This window comes from Bacillus nitroreducens (genome assembly GCF_964021195.1).
In genome coordinates, this window is sequence record NZ_CAXHYI020000003.1 from 1836792 (window position 1) to 1856350 (window position 19559).

General features: G+C 38.6%; 22 protein-coding genes and 1 tRNA gene. 18 read left to right on the plus strand and 5 right to left on the minus strand.

Annotated features, from left to right (window positions below):
• Positions 1-40: 40 nt before the first annotated feature.
• Positions 41-211: an imidazoleglycerol-phosphate dehydratase gene (locus ACWPVE_RS12665; protein WP_453993857.1), complete on the minus strand. Its 171-nt coding sequence runs from the start codon at positions 209-211 to the stop codon at positions 41-43.
• 18 nt (positions 212-229) lie between these two features.
• Positions 230-355 (minus strand): hypothetical protein, encoded by a 126-nt coding sequence (locus ACWPVE_RS12670; RefSeq protein WP_453993859.1) that lies wholly within the window; start codon positions 353-355, stop codon positions 230-232.
• Positions 356-722: 367 nt separating this feature from the next.
• Between ACWPVE_RS12670 and ACWPVE_RS12675 the strand changes: the two genes are divergently transcribed.
• The 10 genes from ACWPVE_RS12675 to trxB all read left to right on the plus strand — a co-directional run bounded on the left by ACWPVE_RS12675 (position 723) and on the right by trxB (position 10360).
• Positions 723-1886, plus strand: a complete 1164-nt coding sequence (locus ACWPVE_RS12675; protein WP_453997506.1) for an ATP phosphoribosyltransferase regulatory subunit — start codon at positions 723-725, stop codon at positions 1884-1886.
• Positions 1883-2512 (plus strand): ATP phosphoribosyltransferase, encoded by a 630-nt coding sequence (hisG, locus tag ACWPVE_RS12680; protein WP_453993861.1) that lies wholly within the window; start codon positions 1883-1885, stop codon positions 2510-2512. Before ACWPVE_RS12675 ends, hisG begins: the two co-directional genes overlap by 4 nt.
• 15 nt (positions 2513-2527) lie before the next feature.
• Positions 2528-3793 (plus strand): histidinol dehydrogenase, encoded by a 1266-nt coding sequence (hisD, locus tag ACWPVE_RS12685; protein ID WP_453993863.1) that lies wholly within the window; start codon positions 2528-2530, stop codon positions 3791-3793.
• 137 nt (positions 3794-3930) lie between these two features.
• Entirely contained in the window at positions 3931-4518 is a 588-nt protein-coding gene (gene hisB / locus ACWPVE_RS12690; protein ID WP_453993865.1) for an imidazoleglycerol-phosphate dehydratase HisB, read from the plus strand.
• Positions 4519-5151 carry an imidazole glycerol phosphate synthase subunit HisH gene (hisH, locus tag ACWPVE_RS12695; RefSeq protein ID WP_453993867.1) on the plus strand — a complete coding sequence of 211 codons (633 nt, stop codon included), beginning with the start codon at positions 4519-4521 and terminating at the stop codon, positions 5149-5151.
• Entirely contained in the window at positions 5148-5882 is a 735-nt protein-coding gene (gene hisA, locus ACWPVE_RS12700) for a 1-(5-phosphoribosyl)-5-[(5-phosphoribosylamino)methylideneamino]imidazole-4-carboxamide isomerase (RefSeq protein ID WP_453993869.1), read from the plus strand. Before hisH ends, hisA begins: the two co-directional genes overlap by 4 nt.
• Entirely contained in the window at positions 5882-6640 is a 759-nt protein-coding gene (gene hisF / locus ACWPVE_RS12705; protein ID WP_453993871.1) for an imidazole glycerol phosphate synthase subunit HisF, read from the plus strand. The genes hisA and hisF overlap by 1 nt, the downstream gene beginning before the upstream one ends.
• A complete protein-coding gene (gene hisIE, locus ACWPVE_RS12710; RefSeq protein ID WP_453993874.1) occupies positions 6637-7257 on the plus strand; it encodes a bifunctional phosphoribosyl-AMP cyclohydrolase/phosphoribosyl-ATP diphosphatase HisIE in 621 nt (206 codons plus the stop codon). The genes hisF and hisIE overlap by 4 nt, the downstream gene beginning before the upstream one ends.
• Positions 7258-7596: 339 nt before the next feature.
• Positions 7597-9087, plus strand: a complete 1491-nt coding sequence (locus tag ACWPVE_RS12715) for a tetratricopeptide repeat protein (protein ID WP_453993876.1) — start codon at positions 7597-7599, stop codon at positions 9085-9087.
• A 328-nt stretch (positions 9088-9415) separates the two neighbouring features.
• Positions 9416-10360, plus strand: coding sequence for a thioredoxin-disulfide reductase (gene trxB, locus ACWPVE_RS12720; protein ID WP_453993878.1), 945 nt, complete (start codon positions 9416-9418; stop codon positions 10358-10360).
• A gap of 217 nt (positions 10361-10577) precedes the next feature.
• On the opposite strand, the gene ACWPVE_RS12725 is transcribed toward trxB, so the two are convergent.
• Entirely contained in the window at positions 10578-11891 is a 1314-nt protein-coding gene (locus ACWPVE_RS12725) for an aminotransferase family protein (protein WP_453993880.1), read from the minus strand.
• Positions 11892-12500: 609 nt separating this feature from the next.
• On the opposite strand from ACWPVE_RS12725, the gene ACWPVE_RS12730 reads away from it, so the two are divergent.
• The 5 genes from ACWPVE_RS12730 to ACWPVE_RS12750 all read left to right on the plus strand — a co-directional run bounded on the left by ACWPVE_RS12730 (position 12501) and on the right by ACWPVE_RS12750 (position 16227).
• Positions 12501-12959, plus strand: coding sequence for an NUDIX domain-containing protein (locus ACWPVE_RS12730; protein WP_453993882.1), 459 nt, complete (start codon positions 12501-12503; stop codon positions 12957-12959).
• 19 nt (positions 12960-12978) lie between these two features.
• Entirely contained in the window at positions 12979-13863 is an 885-nt protein-coding gene (gene rapZ / locus ACWPVE_RS12735; RefSeq protein WP_453993884.1) for an RNase adapter RapZ, read from the plus strand.
• On the plus strand, positions 13863-14837 hold the full coding sequence (locus ACWPVE_RS12740; protein ID WP_453993886.1) for a gluconeogenesis factor YvcK family protein: 975 nt from the start codon (positions 13863-13865) through the stop codon (positions 14835-14837). Before rapZ ends, ACWPVE_RS12740 begins: the two co-directional genes overlap by 1 nt.
• Positions 14838-14881: 44 nt before the next feature.
• The gene (whiA, locus tag ACWPVE_RS12745) at positions 14882-15823 is read left to right on the plus strand and encodes a DNA-binding protein WhiA (RefSeq protein ID WP_453993888.1); all 942 of its coding nucleotides are present in this window, start codon (positions 14882-14884) and stop codon (positions 15821-15823) included.
• Positions 15824-15969: 146 nt separating this feature from the next.
• Entirely contained in the window at positions 15970-16227 is a 258-nt protein-coding gene (locus tag ACWPVE_RS12750; protein WP_453993890.1) for an HPr family phosphocarrier protein, read from the plus strand.
• Positions 16228-16264: 37 nt separating this feature from the next.
• On the opposite strand, the gene clpP is transcribed toward ACWPVE_RS12750, so the two are convergent.
• Complete coding sequence (gene clpP / locus ACWPVE_RS12755; RefSeq protein ID WP_453993892.1) at positions 16265-16855, minus strand: ATP-dependent Clp endopeptidase proteolytic subunit ClpP; 591 nt, start codon at positions 16853-16855, stop codon at positions 16265-16267.
• A gap of 469 nt (positions 16856-17324) precedes the next feature.
• On the opposite strand from clpP, the gene ACWPVE_RS12760 reads away from it, so the two are divergent.
• Positions 17325-17396: transfer RNA gene (locus ACWPVE_RS12760), tRNA-Arg, on the plus strand.
• Between the two features lie 46 nt (positions 17397-17442).
• Here the strand turns inward: ACWPVE_RS12760 and ACWPVE_RS12765 are convergent.
• On the minus strand, positions 17443-17622 hold the full coding sequence (locus ACWPVE_RS12765; RefSeq protein WP_453993894.1) for a hypothetical protein: 180 nt from the start codon (positions 17620-17622) through the stop codon (positions 17443-17445).
• Between the two features lie 184 nt (positions 17623-17806).
• On the opposite strand from ACWPVE_RS12765, the gene rpoN reads away from it, so the two are divergent.
• Together rpoN and ACWPVE_RS12775 are read left to right on the plus strand one after the other, a co-directional pair.
• Positions 17807-19111 carry an RNA polymerase factor sigma-54 gene (gene rpoN, locus ACWPVE_RS12770; RefSeq protein ID WP_453997508.1) on the plus strand — a complete coding sequence of 435 codons (1305 nt, stop codon included), beginning with the start codon at positions 17807-17809 and terminating at the stop codon, positions 19109-19111.
• 37 nt (positions 19112-19148) lie between these two features.
• Entirely contained in the window at positions 19149-19388 is a 240-nt protein-coding gene (locus ACWPVE_RS12775) for a glutaredoxin family protein (protein ID WP_453997510.1), read from the plus strand.
• The last annotated feature ends 171 nt before the right edge of the window (positions 19389-19559 follow it).

A 19559-nucleotide genomic window follows, 5' to 3' on the forward strand; every position in this document is an offset into this window, starting at 1 on the left:
CGCACTTAAGAAAAAGGAACCGAACAGGTTCCTTTTTCGCTTAATGATTATTTGGATTTTTTAGTTGTGATTTACTTCCTCGATTTGAGTTATATTCTTTCCCTTTATTATTATCTCCACTTGCGAATTCTTGGCCAAATTCTGTTTCTAACTTTCCACCTCTCCTAGGCGAATTTTGGTTTTGACTACCCTTATTCATGCGCTTCGTCATGATTTACCCCTCCTTTTACTACTTCCGTTTTTGACTTTTTAATTTGTTCATTTCAAGTTCTTTTGCATACTCTTCTTGAGACTTCCCTTGCTTAAAACTTTCAGACTGAATTTTTCTGTATTTATTATCATTTAAATTAGGCACTTTTAGCATCTCCTTTTTATGCGTAGTAGTGTATGGTTCCATGTTATGAGTATTCCTTGTATCAACCAAACCCACTCATTATTTTTGGACATTCCATCTTTTACCTGCCTTCTTCCTCTTTTCCTTACAAAAACCTGTTTTGTAATCGAGTTCAAACATCAATCATCATTCCAAACAGAAATCCATAGCTTCCAGCAGACATGCAGAATTACCTAAATTCTGACTTTTTTGTTGACGCATGTTTTGGATAGGTGTAATATATACTTTATCTTGGTAGTATATTAGCGAACTAAAGTAATTTGAAATTTTACAAAAGGTGAGAGAAAATAGAATATATAGAAACTTTGGTGGTGACGAAATCGTGTTTATGTTCGAAAAACCGTTAGGAATGAGAGATACATTACCAGCTTTATATGAAGCAAAAAAGAAAATTAGAGATGCAATGTCCGCTCAAATTGAAAGCTGGGGTTATCAATTTATTGAAACGCCGACACTAGAATACTATGAAACAATCGGTGAGGCATCGGCGATCCTTGACCGTCAACTTTTTAAACTGCTGGATTCACAAGGGCACACACTTGTGTTAAGGCCTGATATGACAGCCCCAATTGCGCGTGTTGCAGCTTCACGTTTATATCAAGACGGATATCCACAACGAATTGCCTACTCGGCAAATGTATTTCGTGCTCAGCAGCATGAAGGTGGGAGACCTGCGGAATTTGAGCAAATTGGAATTGAGTATATCGGTGACACAACAACGAGTGCAGATGCTGAAGTTATTTCGCTTATGATTGCAACACTAAAGCAAGCGGGACTTACGAATTTTACTGTTCCAATCGGACACATTGGCTACGTGAAGTCATTGTTTATGGAGATTGTTGGAAACGAAGCAAGAGCTGATGTTCTACAACGTTATCTTTATGAAAAAAATTACGTTGGATACAGGGAACATGTGAATAACCTACCTCTGTCTTCCATTGATAAACAACGTTTGCTTTCCCTTTTACAATTAAGAGGAAATGAAACAAACATTACGAAAGCAAAAGACTTAGTTGAATGTGAAGAGGGTAAAAAAGCAGCAGAGGAACTTGAAGTACTTTGGAATAAATTAGAAGCCTTTGGTGTAACAGAGCATATTAAAATAGATTTTAATCTTGTCAGTCATATGAGTTACTATACAGGTATTCTATTTGAAATTTACGCAGAGAATGTTGGCTTCTTAGTTGGAAATGGAGGACGCTACGATCATTTATTTGAAAAATTTGATCGTCCACAACCTGCAACAGGGTTTGGCATTCGAATTGACCGACTTCTAGAAGCACTAGATTTGCCACAAGATGAGCCTGAAATTCATTGCGTCATTTTTAGTTCAGAACAACGAGAAGAGGCGATTCGGTTTGCTATGAAAAATAGAGAACAAGGTGAAAGAGTCGTCCTTCAAGACATAGCTGGAATCAAAGATGTAGATGCATGTACGAATGCCTTTGCAAAAACAACCTTTTTCTTAGGTAGGAAGGAGGAAGCGAAATGACTGATAAATTAACAATTGCAATGCCAAAAGGACGGATTTTTGAAGAAGCAGTAGAGTTATTAATAAATGCAGGCTACAATCTTCCTCCTGAGTTTGAAGATTCAAGAAAGCTAATCATTGATGTTCCTGACGAGCCGTTTCGATTTATGCTGGCAAAACCAACAGATGTGACTACTTATGTGGAACACGGTGTAGCTGATATTGGAATTGCGGGTAAGGACGTCATGCTTGAGGAAGACCGAGATGTGTATGAAGTTCTTGATTTAAAAATTAGCAAGTGCTATCTCGCGGTAGCAGGACTTCCACATGTGAAGATGAATGGTGTAGCCCCAAAAATAGCGACAAAGTATCCAAATATCGCTTCCAGCTATTTTCGTGAAAATGGAGAACAAGTCGAAATTATAAAATTAAATGGCTCAATTGAACTTGCACCGTTAATTGGGTTAGCAGATCGAATTGTGGATATCGTATCAACTGGGCGTACACTAAGGGAAAACGGATTAGTTGAATATCAACATATTGCAGATATCACTTCACGCCTCATCGTGAATCCTGTGAGTTATCGCTTAAAAGATCAACAAATTGATGAAATTGTTGAGCGACTATCGAAAGTAGTATCCGAGTAGAAAGGACGACACAGCATGCGAATTGAACGTGTAACGAGCACTGTTTCACTGAAAAGAACAATTGATAGTGGGACAGATGAGCAAAGGAAAGCAGTATTGGAAATTCTTGCTGAAGTACAAAGAGAAGGAGACAACGCTCTTCGTTCCTACACCGAAAAATTTGATGGGGTATTACTTGATGAGTTAAAGGTCAATGATACAGATATTGAAGAAGCCTATCAAAAGCTAGATGAAAATCTAGTACCAATTATTAAGGAAGCAGCTGAAAATATTCGGGATTACCACAGCCGTCAAGTGAAGCAATCTTGGATGACAATGAAGGAAAACGGAACGATCCTTGGGCAAAAAATCACACCACTAGATGCAGTTGGTGTCTATGTTCCTGGTGGAAAGGCAGCATATCCTTCTTCAGTGCTAATGAATGTTATCCCTGCTCAGGTAGCAGGTGTAGAGAGAATAGTGATGGTATCGCCACCAGGTAAAGACGGCCGTGTTCCTGCAGGAGTGCTAGTCGCTGCCGATATTCTAGGTGTTCAAGAAATCTATAAAGTTGGTGGAGCTCAGGCGGTAGGAGCATTGGCATTTGGAACGGAAAGTATAAAAGCTGTTGATAAAATCGTCGGACCAGGTAATATTTTTGTTGCATTAGCAAAACGTGAAGTATACGGGAATGTAGATATTGACATGATTGCTGGTCCTAGTGAAATCGTAGTGTTGGCGGATGAAACAGCTCTACCAAACGAAGTAGCGGCAGACCTCTTATCGCAAGCGGAACATGATGAACGTGCTTCCAGTATTCTCGTAACGCCTTCCATGGAACTTGCCGAAGCAGTTTCAAAAGAGGTTGAAAAACAACTAGCCGTACTTCCTCGTGAAGAAATCGCCAGAGCTTCTATCAATGACTTTGGGGCAATTTACGTCACAAAGGATCTAGACGAAGCGATTGAAACGGTAAATGAACTTGCGCCAGAACATCTAGAAATCATGACCAAGGAACCAATGGAACAGGTAGGAAAAATCAAGCATGCAGGTGCGATTTTTCTTGGTCGCTACAGCTCCGAACCAGTGGGGGATTACTTTGCGGGTCCAAATCATGTGCTTCCGACAAACGGAACAGCTCGTTTCTCAAGCCCACTAAGTGTCGATGATTTTACCAAAAAAACAAGCATCATCTCCTATAGTAAACAAGCAATTGTAGAAAAAGGATCTAAAATTGCAGCATTTGCGAGATTAGAAGGATTAGAGGCCCATGCGAGGGCAGTTGAGGAACGTATGAAATAGCTCACCAATTTAAATAATTCACACTATTCCACAGGTTGTTGTGGATATTGTGGGTATTGTGGATAGTAATCCACACAATTTAGAATTACCAGGTAATTTATATGATTATAAAAATGTGGATAACGGTAGGTGTAACCATGACAAGACAAGCAAAAGTTGAACGTAAAACAAATGAAACAGATATTAAACTAGATTTTTCTATAGATGGAGAGGGAATTTCAAAACTAGATACTGGCGTCCCATTTATGACCCATATGCTGGATTTGTTTACACAACACGGGAAGTTTAACTTAACAGTTAATGCAAATGGTGATACGGAAATTGATGATCACCATACAACAGAGGATATTGGTATTTGTTTAGGACAGGCTTTACGTGAAGCACTTGGAGATAAGAAAGGAATCAAGCGCTATGGTAACGCATTTGTTCCGATGGACGAAGCGCTTGCACAAGTAGTTGTTGATTTAGGAAATCGTCCACATTTCGAGTTGAAAGCTGAATTCCCAAGCTCTCGTGTTGGTTCATTTGATACAGAACTTGTACATGAATTTTTATGGAAGCTTGCATTGGAAGCAAGAATTAACCTTCATGTGATCGTTCATTATGGACACAACACACATCATATGATCGAGGCCATTTTTAAAGCATTAGGTCGCGCATTAGATGAGGCAACGATGATCGACCCACGAGTTAAGGGGGTCCCATCAACGAAAGGGATGTTGTAGATGATTGGCATTATCGATTATGGAATGGGGAATTTGTATAGTGTTTCTAAGGCACTTGAACGAATGAACTATGACTATTTTATTTCGAGTTCTGGTACGGAACTTAATAAAGCTGATGGTCTGATATTACCAGGCGTAGGTTCTTTTAAGGATGCGATGAGCATTTTACATGAAAAAGAGTTAGTATTCTTTTTAAAAGAATCTGTTGCAAAAGGGACACCGCTCTTAGGAATATGTCTTGGCATGCAGCTTTTATTTGAAGAGGGCGAAGAAAATGGTCTCACGCATGGTCTTGGCTTTCTAAAAGGGAGAATCACCAAAATTCCAGGAGTTACAGCTGATGGTGAGACCTACAAGGTTCCACATATGGGCTGGAATGACCTTGAGGTGAAACAACAATCGCCACTCCTAGAGAAAATCGATGGTGGCCATGTCTATTTTGTTCACTCCTACTATGCGAAAACCGATAGTGAAAATGTAATGGCTAGCAGCAAATATGATGTAGAGGTACCTGCTGTTGTCGGAAAAGGAAATGTGTATGGAACTCAGTTTCATCCAGAAAAAAGCAGTGATTTAGGAATCAAAATTCTCCAAAACTACGCTGCGATCGTGGAAAAGAAGGTGACGTTATGAATACTTTTACAATTTACCCAGCAATCGATATGCGCGGTGGAAAATGTGTACGATTGCTTCAAGGGGATTATGATAAAGAAACCGTTTATGGTGATTCTCCGTTTGATATGGCAAAAACATTTGCTGATGCAGGTGCGGAGTGGATTCACATGGTTGATTTAGATGGGGCAAAATCAGGTAAGCGTGTAAACGACCAATATGTGCTTGAAGTTGCAGCAAAGCTAGATGCAAAAGTTCAAATTGGTGGTGGAATTCGAACAGAAGAGGATGTTGCCTACTACATTGATAATGGTGTAGACCGTGTGATTTTAGGTAGTGCGGCTATTTCGAATCCAGAATTTGTCAAAGAGATGCTAAAGAAATACAAAGATAAAATTGCAATTGGAATTGATGCGAAAGATGGATATGTCGCAACAGAAGGTTGGTTAAATACCTCTTCTGTAAAAGCAACTGATCTAGGTGTCGAGCTTGCTAACGCGGGTGCGCAAACGTTTATTTTTACAGATATCGCTACAGATGGGATGCTAAGTGGTCCAAATATTGATGCGGTTGCAACAATGGCTGCTGCAACTGGTAAGCAAGTCATCGCCTCAGGGGGAGTCAGTTCCATTGATGATTTAAAAGCACTTAGTCAATTAAAAGAACAAGGTGTTTCTGGTGCCATTGTTGGAAAAGCCATCTACACCAATCAATTTACTGTCCAAGAGGCACTAGAAGAGGTGAAAGGCTAATGATCACAAAGCGAATTATTCCATGCTTGGATGTAAAGGACGGTCGTGTCGTAAAAGGAGTCCAATTCGTTGAGCTTCGGGATGCGGGTGATCCTGTTGAACTAGCTAAATTCTACGATTCCGAAGGTGCAGATGAACTAGTCTTCTTAGATATTTCTGCCTCTCATGAAGGGCGTAAAACGATGGTTGAAGTCGTGGAAAAAGTTGCGGCAGAGCTAGCTATTCCTTTTACAGTTGGAGGAGGCATTAATTCTTTAGAGGATATGAAAAGAATTCTTCGTGCTGGTGCTGACAAAGTTTCGCTAAATACAGCAGCTGTGACGAATCCAAATCTAATCAAGGAAGGTGCAGATTTCTTTGGCTCGCAATGTATAGTTGTTGCAATTGATGCGAAATATGATGAGGAATTAGGAAGCTGGAAAGTGTATACGCATGGTGGCCGAACAGGAACAGATTGGGAAGTAGTTGCGTGGGCACAAGAAGTGGTGAAACTTGGTGCTGGTGAAATCTTGTTAACGAGCATGGATGATGACGGTAGTAAGGATGGTTTTAATCTTGAGTTAACAAGGCATGTTAGTGAAGCTGTTTCTGTCCCTGTAATTGCATCAGGTGGTGCTGGAAATGCAGAACACTTTGCTGAAGCATTTATTCAAGGAAAAGCTGACGCAGCCTTAGCCGCAAGTATTTTCCATTATAAAGAAACATCCGTCAAAGAAGTGAAGAATGTTTTAAAACAGAAAGGGGTCAATGTCCGATGAACATACCAGAAATCACATTCGACGAAAAAGGACTTGCTCCAGCCATCGTTCAGGATGCTGTTAGCAAAGAAGTGTTAACTCTAGCTTATATGAATGAAGAATCGCTCCGTAAATCGATTGAAACACGCGAAACCTGGTTTTATAGTCGTTCAAGACAAGAGCTATGGCATAAAGGAGAAACTTCAGGTAATACTCAAAAAATAGTTGATATGAAATATGATTGTGACAAAGATGCGATTCTTGTCCTAGTTGAACCAGCAGGACCAGCCTGTCACACAGGAAATTATACATGCTTTAGTGAATCCCTATTTGGAGAGACAAAAGAAGCAAGCGGTGACCGATTTGCAATCTTAAATGAGCTTGAAAAAGTAATCGCAGAACGTGAAGCGGAAATGCCAGAGGGTGCGTATACAACCTATCTATTTGATAAGGGAGTTGACAAAATCCTGAAAAAAGTTGGTGAAGAAGCTTCTGAAGTGATTATTGCAGCGAAAAACCGTGACCATGAAGAGCTAAAATGGGAAGCGGCAGATCTTATTTATCACCTACTCGTCTTACTACGTGAACAAAAACTTCCACTTGACGAAGTATTGTCAGTTTTACAAAAACGAAGATAATCAAGATAGGGTGCTTATCCACAACTGGGCACCCTTTTTAATGCTTATTTTACGGGGATGTGTATAGATTATCCACGATATCCACATTATCCACAGTATAATCACGATAAATGTGAATAGGTGACTTCATTCCAATAATCATGCTGGAATATTCACAAAATAATTCAACTTGTCCACAATGTTCACACTATCCACAACTGATGATTTGTGACTTCTAGAAAACTTTTGGTTTTTATCCAAGCACCCCTATGTTCTATCTCGTTTTATATGATATACTACGTTGGGAAATAAATATATGATATAGGGCTAACCCCTATTCATTAAAGTGGAGGACCCCCGATGGAAAAACAAAACAAAAAAGAAAGACAGCATGGTTCAAAGGTAATTCCGTTTATCCAGACGGGAGAGTATTATTTTAAAAAGGGACTTAAGGCGTACCGCCAGCATGATATATATAAAGCGATTAAACATTTTAAGCGAGCAATTGAGCTCGAACCGAAAGACCCGATGTTTATCTGTCAATTATCAGTAGCGTTAACAGAAATTGGTGATTATATTCTTTCGAATCAATATCTTACAAAGATAATTGAGAATCCAAAGTTTGATATGCCAGAGTGTTTCTATTTTATGGCTAATAATTATGCACATCTAGGGTTATTTCAGGAGGCTGGGAAACACGCACAAATCTATCTAGAGCGTGAACCTGATGGAGACTTTGTTCCTGATGCTGAGGATTTACTTGACTTACTTCGTTTTGAAGAAGGAGACAATGAGATTATATCCAACGAACAGGATGAATTGATTGTGAAGCAAGAACAAGCCCGTGAATTTCTAGAAACGGGTAAATTAGATGAAGCAGTCATTCTCTTAAAGGAAATAATACGGGAGTACCCAGAATTTTGGTCTGCTTATAATAATTTGGCACTTGCCTATTTTTACTCAGGAGATGTGGAAAACGCATCAGAGATTCTCGAGGAAGTCTTAGAGAAGAACCCAGGGAATCTTCATGCGCTATGTAATTCTCTTGTCTTTTTATATTATCAGCGAAAAAATCAACAGGTCAAAGAGTTAACAAATCGATTGTCTTCCATTCACCCGATTCTTTTAGAACATCGCTATAAGCTTGGTGCAACTTTTGGTCTGATCGGAAGACATGACCTTGCCTACAAGTGGCTACGAAATCTTCATCGAAGCGGGTTCGATGGTGACGAGACCTTCTATTATTGGCTTTCCTATTCAGCCTATTTTACAGGGCATATAGATATTTCTCAACATGCGTGGAAACGAGTGTTAGAAGAAAATCCAAGTAAGAAGGGTTCCGCGCCATGGGAGTCTGACCGCACAAAATCAATAAGTGATGTTCTTGATCGCTGGTTAACAGGTGAATTTATAGAGGAACGATTATATGGTTTATTCTTAGCGAGTAAGACAAACGCATCTCTTGCTCGTAAAGATATAGAGCACATTCAATTCCATGCGACGCTTGAACAAGAATTTGCGAGCTACGTATTAAGCAAAAAGAAAAAAACAAAAAAAGTACCTTCTTACATTATAGACGGTTATCAAATTGCAGAGACATTGTTCTCAAAAAATAAACATGATGATACTGCAAATGAAGAACTTTATTTAACGTGGCTCATGATTTATGATGAGGCCGTAAAGCGTCAGTTCAATGTATCTAACTGGCATGCATGGGCGGCAGCAACGGAGTACATCTGGCGTAATCACCAGTCACGTTCAATCACACAAAAACAGGTTGCTGAGAAGTACGAAATCTCAAAGGCAACGGTCATGAAATATGTAAAATTTGTAAAAGAACTACTTCAGTGAGCATATTAATAGCGGATTTTGACAGGTTTTTATAGGATAGGGGTAGGAAATACTATTTATTAACTTTATTCAGGAATTCCCTACAGCGACAATTGGGGATGAATACAACAAATAGTTCAGTGGGGGTAAAACCCCTACTGAATAAAGTTAATACCTTCGGCGGATGCCACGATTTTTTAACAGAATTTTCAAGCAGTAAGATGAAAGTCTAAAAGTACACACTCGTATAATGTCTTTTGACCAACTTGTGTGGGTGTAAAATCTGGCAAAAACTACAAGGAGCATTTGAACAATATCATTTACAAAGGAAGTAAGGAGAGACGCAAAAATGGCTGAAGATAAAATTTATGATGTCATTATAATCGGTGCTGGACCTGCAGGTATGACTGCTGCTGTTTATACATCTCGTGCGAACCTATCCACATTAATGCTTGAGCGCGGGATACCAGGTGGTCAAATGGCAAACACAGAAGAGGTTGAGAACTACCCAGGGTTTGATCATATTTTAGGACCTGAATTGTCAACAAAAATGTTTGATCATGCGAAAAAATTCGGTGCGGAATATGCGTATGGGGATATTAAAGAAGTTATCGACGGTGAAGAATATAAAACAGTTCTTGCTGGAAGTAAGGAATATAAAGCTCGAGCTGTCATTATCTCAACAGGTGCTGAGTATAAGAAGCTTGGTGTGCCAGGTGAACAAGAACTTGGTGGTCGAGGAGTTTCTTACTGTGCGGTATGTGACGGGGCGTTCTTTAAACAAAGAGAGCTTGTTGTTGTCGGTGGAGGAGACTCAGCTGTAGAAGAAGGTGTATACCTTACTCGTTTCGCATCTAAAGTAACGATTGTACACCGTCGTGATGAACTACGTGCACAAAAAATCCTTCAACAACGTGCATTTGATAATGAAAAAATTGACTTTATCTGGAATCATACTGTTAAAGAAATTAACGAAAAAGACGGTAAAGTCGGTAGTGTAACATTAGTCAATACACAAACAGGTGAAGAAATGGAATATGCAGCTGACGGTGTGTTTGTTTACATCGGTATGCTTCCACTCTCAAAGCCGTTTGAAAAACTTGGTATTACAAACGAAAACGGATATATCGAAACAAATGATAATATGGAAACGAAAGTACCTGGTATCTTTGCTGCAGGCGATATCCGTGAAAAAACTCTTCGTCAAATTGTAACAGCAACTGGTGACGGAAGCATTGCTGCCCAAGCAGCTCAACACTATATCGAAGAATTAATGGAAAAAATTAAAGCATAACATAAAGGCACCTCTCAAAACATTGAGAGGTGTTTTTTCGTTTGGACGGTTTTCTTTTTTGTTTAACGATACATCATTCAGCGTTTTTTAGTTGGTAAAGTACCGTTAATGGGGTGGCCATATCCTATTAAAGCTTTTATTCCTTATCGTTTTGTAATAGGTAAGTATATCAATAAAAAAATTTTTGTCTAACTTCCGTATTTTTGAAATTCTAGATTTACACTGTTCGTTCTACCCTGAAAATCGCATGATGTAGCATTTCAATCAGCAACTCCATTTCTTCCTTTTTGATGCAAAGTGGAGGTGCGAAGACGAGTGTATCAAGTCCATCAAATACGACGGAACGACAAATTAATCCGATCTTAGCAGCTTCGTTCACTATTCTTGGCGCAAGTTGTCCCTTTATATGCTGAGGTGCATGAATGTCAATCGCTCCCATAAGTCCGAGTGCGCGAACTTGACTCACAATACTTGATTCTCCTTCAATCCAAGAAAAACCATCGAGCATTTTTGCACCCATGTTTGCGGCATTTTCAATCAAACCTTCCTTTTCGATGATTTCTAAATTTCTCAGCCCAACCGCACATGCCATAGGATGGCCACTATACGTATATCCGTGTAGCAGTGTTCCAGTTGAAAGTTCCTTATATTCTTCAAAAATAGCTTCTGACAGCATAACCCCACCTAATTGGGCATAGCCGCTCGTAATTCCTTTGGCAAAGCACATCATATCTGGTGCTACCCCATAATGGTCTACTCCGAAATATTCACCTGTACGACCAAATCCGGTTATCACTTCATCCGTTATCCATAGAATATTATATTCATCACAAATCTTACGAACTTCTTGGAAATATCCATCTGGTGCAACATGAACCCCACCTGCACCTTGAACGGGTTCTGCTACAAACGCAGCAATCGTTTCAGGGTCTTCGGATTCGATGGTCTCACGTAATTCTTGAGGAGATAGATTATCTGTGTAATAAAAATCTGGTGCCAATGAGTTAGTAAAATCTCGAAATGGCTTCAAGCCTGTCGCACTAGTCGACCCCAATGCTACCCCATGATAAGACCTTTTTCGAGTAATGATCTTCTTTTTTTCTGGCATCCTATGTAAAATCCAATAATGTCTTGCCAACTTGTAGGCAGTATCATTTGCTTCAGAGCCACCAGATGTAAAGAAAGTGGTTGATAAATTTCCAGGTGACACTTCTGCTAGCTTGGCAGCCAAGCGGATTGCAGGTTCATTGCTAAACGTGGCAAAACATGAACTAAACGCCAATTTATTCATTTGCTCCATCGCTGCTTGCCCTAACTCTTTCCTACCATGGCCAATATTAACATTCCATAACGAGGACATGCCGTCGAGAACACGTTTCCCGTTTATATCTTCAAGAAATACGCCCTCTCCTTTTGTGAAAATAAACGCAGGACCGAAATTTTGTTGTTGCTGAATCGGTGAAGTTGGATGTAAAAAATGTTTCTTGTCTAGTTCCACAAGCTCCTGTCGTACCATTAATTTTTCGTTCATTCACATTCCCCCTTCGTTCAATAGCTCGCAACAAACTGCACGCTTTTATTGAAATATATGCAACCTGTTCAAGCTTTTGAACTACAAAAAAGGAATAGAACTTGTCCTTTCAGCTAATGTTTCGTTTTTGTTAAATCCAACATTGAAAACGTAATTATGTTTTAACTCTCCTGTAACACGCATGAAATATATTTTGAGTATGATGATAATAGTAATTGACCCCCTTTTTATAAAATAGATATTTTTTGGGCACAGGTACACATCCCCTGTGCCCCCTTTTTTTGGAATCGGCCGAAAATGACGCTTCTATGTCACCACATCCTGTGGAAACGCGTAGGCTAGCTTCTCTGTTCCTCACGTATTAACTACAAACGCTTCAACACTACAAAGCTGTGCCTCCTTGAACTTTGGACGTTCGACGCATAGGACGTCGTGTTTTTATCGAGGGTGTCCTTCAACTTCCTTTATGATCACAAATTTATAATTGAAATAAAAAATAATATGAAAATCTTGTTCGTTGTGAGTACCTATAAGAAATAGTATAATAATAACAATAAGATTGCTTACAAACGGTCTACCTACCATGAGGCCGACTTGGGGTGAAAGAGATTGCAAAGAGTAACAAATTGTTTAGTGCGTAAAGATGACCAAGTATTACTTTTACAAAAACCACGTCGCGGTTGGTGGGTTGCCCCTGGTGGAAAAATGGAACCAGGTGAATCCATTCGAGATTCTTGTATCCGTGAATACCGTGAAGAAACGGGACTATATGTAAAGAATCCAGATATCAAAGGGATTTTTACATTTATCATCAAAGAAGGTGACAAGGTAACTTCTGAATGGATGATGTTTTCCTTCTTAGCAAACGAATTTGAAGGAGAAAATGTCAATGAATCGGAAGAGGGAGTTCTCAAATGGCAGGACATTAAAGACATCCCGAATCTGCCGATGGCCCCTGGTGATTATCATATTTTAGATTATGTACTTAAAGGTTCTGGGGTCATATATGGAACATTTACATATACACCAGATTTTAAATTACTTTCATACAGACTAGATCCAAGCTGAAAAATAGGGAGGCAAAATGATGAGTGTTGGTTCAGAAATACAATTAGTCATAATAACGGGAATGTCAGGTGCTGGAAAAACAGTGGCGATTCAAAGTTTTGAGGATTTAGGGTATTTTTGCGTGGATAACCTTCCTCCAACATTGCTTCCGAAATTCTTAGAGTTGATGAAGGAATCTGGTGGGAGAATGGATAAGGTTGCACTCGTAATGGACTTACGTGGTCGCGACTTTTTTGATAGTTTATTCGAATCACTTGACGATCTATCGGAAAAATCATGGATTGCTCCACAAATCCTTTTCCTAGATGCGAAGGATTCATCGCTTGTTACACGCTACAAGGAAACAAGACGTTCACATCCGCTAGCTCCAACTGGTTCTCCACTAGAAGGAATCCAAGCTGAGCGAGAAATACTTGAGGAATTAAAGGGAAGAGCACAGTATATATATGATACATCAGATTTAAAGCCTAGGGAATTACGAGAAAAAATCTTAAAGCAATTCGCTTCGCATTCTAGACCTACCTTTTCTGTAAACGTGATGTCGTTTGGTTTTAAATATGGTATTCCGATTGATGCTGACCTCGTGTTTGATGTACGTTTTCTCCCAAATCCACACTATATTGAGGCAATGAGACCTAAAACCGGACTTGATGAAGATGTTTCGAGCTATGTATTAAAATGGACTGAAACCCATAAGTTTATTGAAAAAGTAACGGACTTACTTGCATTTATGCTTCCTCAATATAAGCGTGAAGGCAAAAGTCAACTTGTCATTGCGATTGGTTGTACAGGCGGACAACACCGTTCAGTTACACTTGCTGAATATATCGCAAATCAATTCAGGGAAGAGTATGAAACCCATGTTTCTCACCGAGATATTGAGAAGAGAAAGGACAGAAAATAATGACCGAGCCAAAACATCCCAAGATTGTCATCATTGGTGGCGGGACGGGACTTTCCGTCCTTTTAAGAGGGTTAAAATATCAGCCTGTTGATATTACAGCAATTGTGACAGTTGCAGATGATGGAGGTTCTTCAGGTCGTCTTCGTGATGAGATGGATATACCACCGCCTGGTGACATTCGAAATGTATTAGCAGCTTTATCAGATGTAGAGCCTTTAATTGAGGATTTATTTCAGCATCGGTTTGGCGGTAAAAATGGTTTGTCTGGACATTCCCTTGGAAACCTGATCCTTGCAGCAATGACCACGATAACGGGTGATTTTGTTCATGCTGTCGGTGAGATGAGTAAGGTTTTAAAAGTGAGAGGAAAGGTACTTCCAGCTGCAAATAAAAGCGTCGTTTTACATGCAGAGATGGAGGATGGGACAGTCGTTTCTGGTGAATCCAAAATACCATACTCTGGTAAAAAGATAAAACGCGTCTTTTTAACACCTGATGATATTGAACCATTAAATGAGTCAGTGGAAAAGATACGTGAAGCTGATTTAATAGTCCTCGGTCCAGGTAGCCTTTATACAAGTATTTTGCCTAATTTACTTGTTCCCAAAATTGGGGATGAAGTTGTAAAAGCAAAAGCAAAAAAGGTGTATATTTGTAATGTCATGACACAGGCAGGAGAAACATTGAATTATTCTGCAAGCGACCATGTGCAAGCCTTAATTGATCATATGGGAGTAAAGTTCATTGATACAATTTTAGTGAATGATGGTGAAATACCTGACGATATAAAGCAACTATATGCCAAAGAATTGGCAAAGCCAGTTGTTTATGATGTAGAAAAGCTTTCTACTTTAAGTTTATCTATCATCCATGATAAAATCATCTCATACGATAATAATGTAATAAGACACGACACAACAAAAGTAGCAAACATTCTATACGATATGGTTAAGAAAGAAGTGGAGGGTGATTGAAAAATCACCCATCAATTTTATGAATACAAAGGGAGGTGGGACATGTGTCATTTGCATCAGAGACGAAAAAAGAACTTACGAATTTAGACATCAAAGATTGCTGTACAAGAGCTGAGCTTTCCGCTTTGATCCGAATGAATGGCGCACTTTCCTTCTCCAACCAAAAAATAGTGGTGGACATCCAAACGGAAAACGCCGCTATTGCGAGAAGAATATATACGTTGCTAAAAAAATGCTATAAAGTTGGTGTTGAGCTCCTCGTTCGAAAAAAGATGAGACTCAAGAAGAACAATGTTTATATTGTTCGCCTTGTTGAGGATGCAAAAGATATTTTAGAAGATTTAAAGATATTTGAAAGTTTTACGCTCAGGCAGGAAATATCTTCTGAATTGGTTGCCAAAAAGTGCTGCAAACGCTCCTATTTACGGGGTGCCTTTCTGGCAGGAGGCTCTGTCAATAATCCTGAAACATCCTCTTACCATCTTGAGATTTATTCATTATACAAAGAACATAATGATTCGCTTTGTGAATTAATGAACGTTTTTGATCTCAATGCAAAAACGTTAGAACGTAAAAAGGGCTTTATTACCTATTTAAAAGAAGCAGAAAAAATCACTGAATTTCTCAACATTATTGGGGCTCATCAAGCATTACTCCGTTATGAGGATGTACGTATAGTACGAGACATGCGAAATTCAGTTAATCGCTTAGTGAATTGTGAAACAGCTAATTTAAATAAGACAATCGGTGCATCGATTCGTCAGGTGGAGAATATAAGATACATTGATGAAACAGTGGGTCTTGGAATTTTACCTGATAAATTAAGAGAAATTGCAGAACTACGTGTTGCTTATCAGGATGTCACACTTAAAGAACTTGGTGAAATGGTAACAAGCGGTAAAATTAGTAAGTCAGGGATTAACCACAGACTTCGAAAAATTGATGAGATTGCCAATAAACTGCGTGCAGGGCAATCCATTAAGTGAGCGAATTGCTCACTAGAAAACAAATAAAGCGCTATCATTTTTTAGGAATAAGTGAAACCTTTTTCATTTATTCTACGTATGAATAGAAACTACTTAAAAAAAGAACAGCTTAAGTATATGTTCACAAAATAGAGGAGGAAGAAAATATGATTGAAAGACATGTTGTGGTTGCATTAAGAACGGGCTTACAAGCTCGTCCAGCAGCAATGTTTGTTCAAGAAGCAAATAAATTTTCTGCAGATATTTTTTTAGAGAAAGACGGAAAAAAGGTAAATGCTAAAAGCATTATGGGGTTAATGAGTTTAGCGGTTGGCAGTGGTACAACAGTTACCTTAATCGCAGAAGGAACTGATGAAGAAGCAGCTGTTGAGGCACTAACTAATTTTATTCAAAAAGAGGCATAAAAAAATCCTCTCACAACTAGGTGAGAGGATTTTATTCTTATTTACTTTCTTGTGGGAACATCACTTTATCGATTAATCCATACTCCATTGCTTTTTCAGCAGTCATGAAGTTGTCACGATCTGTATCTTTTTCAATAACCTCTAAAGGTTGGCCAGTACGTTCAGCTAAAATTTTATTTAACTTATCACGTAGGAATAAGATACGCTTAGCCGCAATTTCAATTTCAGTTGCTTGACCTTGTGCTCCACCAAGTGGTTGGTGAATCATCACTTCACTGTTTGGTAACGCAAAACGCTTGCCTTTTTCCCCAGCAGCAAGTAAGAATGCACCCATAGAAGCAGCCATTCCAATACAAATCGTAGAGACTTTTGGCTTAATGAACTGCATGGTGTCATAGATTGCCATACCAGCCGTGATTGAACCACCAGGGCTATTGATGTATAAAGAAATATCTTTCTCAGGGTCTTCTGCAGCTAAGAATAGTAACTGAGACACGATTGAGTTAGCCACATTGTCATCAATCGCACTACCAAGCATGATAATACGGTCCTTTAATAAACGTGAGTAAATATCATAAGCACGCTCTCCACGGTTCGTTTGTTCAATAACTGTAGGAATTAAATTCATTTGATTTCCTCCTTTTAAAAACGAATTAAAAATCATTAATATGTATTTCCATAATACAATTATGGTCAGTAAAGGTCAAACAATTCGCTTTACTAATTTATCATATTCTACAAACTTTTAGCACATACCTTTATTGATACGGAAATTTTTTTCATACTTATTTCATCATAACCGTTTTACAGTGGTTTAAAACATACATCTTGCAATCATTTACATTCTGTCATATAATGATGAGTGCAATTCTCAGTTGATAATACCTTGTATTTCAACTTTATATAATTTTTAGTGTCTAGCTCCTGAGCTTAGCTCCTTGAGACAAGCTTCAACCCCTCCTGCGGCGGCAACAGCCTACTCGTCGGGGTTCCAGCGCTTTTAGGACTTGCACAGGAAGTGCTGACGTCTATGTTTGCCACAGGACGTGGCAGTCATTAGTAGACGTTCAATTTTATAAGCATGCGCTTTTCTACATGCCCTCGTAGTGTAGTGGATAGCACAAGAGATTCCGGTTCTCTTATCGTGGGTTCGAATCCTGCCGAGGGCGCTAGCAAAAACTGACCAGGAATTATTTTCCTGGTCAGTTTTTAATTTTAATTATCCTTATACCCTAAAGTTCCTTCGTACAGATCTTCATCAACTGGATTTACGCCCCACATGGTTTGGATAGGATCAAATTCGGTTGCATACTCTTCTTCCTTGTTCGTTATTTTTTTTGCCTCATCCAATGTCCCTGTAAGAGGTCCAGTGTATTCGATTTTATTGTCTTTCAACTATAATCACCTCTTTAAAATAGAATCTTTCAAAAAATGTTGAAAAATGCGTGCTAAAATTTAACTTTTCCGATACCATAGAAGTAAGTTAATAATATCAGAATGAAGGTTTTGGATTCTTTTACAAATAAATAGTAAACGCTTTCAAAGTTAATGTGAAGGAAAGGGGAGAGCGTAGGTGAATATGCAAACAGGTCTATTTCAACAGCAATCTCTAAAGCTGGTCATGACAAAGGAATTAACCCAAGCTATCACTCTTTTACAATACTCTTCTTTGGATTTGACTAAATTTCTAGAAGAGCAAACACTAGAAAATCCCCTAATCGAAGTAAAACCAACTGATTTTACTCGACAGTCAAAATCAAAGGTCTCAAAAGAAACATATACGAATCCAATCGACTATATCGAGAAAAAGGAAACTACATTATACGAGCATTTACTATCTCAAGTAACATATATGAAACTAAATGACACAAGCAAAAAAACGATTGAATACATCATCCAACTTTTAGACAGTAACGGGTATTTGTATTTTCCTGTAGAGGAGATTTCAAAAGAACTAAAAGCCGATACGGAAACGATTGAAAATGCAATTCGATTTGTTCAAGGTTTAGATCCTATTGGTGTTGGTGCAAGGTCGTTACAGGAATGTCTCTTGCTACAATTGAAGGCACTCCCAAAACGTAATGAATTAGCAGAAACAATTGTGAGAGAGTATTTTGAGCTTTTCGCGGAAAAGTCTTGGAAGGAAATTGCGAAGAATCTTGATGTGAAGCTTAGTGACATACAGGAAGTTTTTGATTTTATTCAAACCCTTCAACCAAGACCTGGAGCAGCTTTTCAAGGAGGAGATGCTCAATATATAATTCCGGATTTTGATATTCAGGTTGAAGATGGAGTAGTTTCAATGAGAATGCAGGATTCATATTTACCGAAGGTTTCATTGAACCTACAGTATTATCAACATTTTTTAGAGGAGAAGGATTCACATACAAAATCCTATCTACAGGAAAAAGTGGACCAGTGTCAATGGATTATGAGGAGTCTGGAACAACGAAAATTAACCCTGCAAAACGTGATGAACGAAATCATCAATCGTCAATTAGATTTTTTTATCAAGGGACCCGCACATTTAAAACCATTGATTATGAGTGAGATTGCGCACTCACTCGATATTCACGAATCAACGGTAAGTCGTGCAGTCAAGGATAAATTTGTGCAAACCCCATTCGGTATTTATGAAATGAAATATTTTTTTAGTCGGAATATCCAAACAACAGGGCCAGCTGATACGTCATCCACTCAAGTGAAAAATATTATGAAACAGCTTATCGATGGTGAAAATAAACAAAAGCCTTTGTCAGACCAAGAGATTGTCGATATACTGAAAAAGGAACACGGTATCATTGTCTCTAGACGAACAATTGCAAAATACCGTGACCAATTAAATATACCATCTTCATCGAAGCGAAAACGATATAGCAAGTAGAATGGAAGTGTAACAATTGGATCACATTCTTGTAACTATGTATTCAAAGGGAAATTGCTCACTCTGTACGAAAGCCAAAAAGGTAATTGAGGAACTTGGCGAAGAATATCCCATAGTTCTTAATGAGATTGATATTTATAAAGATGATGAGCTACTAGAAAAGTATCAGATCATGATCCCGGTTATTGAAATCGATGGAAACGAAGTAGAGTCAGGGATTATTCACAAAGAAGTTATTAAAGAATATTTGAAAGAAATTCAAGCAAAGTCATCCTGACTGTCTAGAAATAGCCTCATAAACGGGCAGTATGTCCATTCAGAGGGACATAACTGCCCATAGAAACCAAATATTAGAAATAAGAGCAACTATGTTTTATAGCAACGCCGTTTACCCCTTATTCTACCGACTTTAACAAGTAATAAGATTAGAAATTCCTCATTGCTAGAA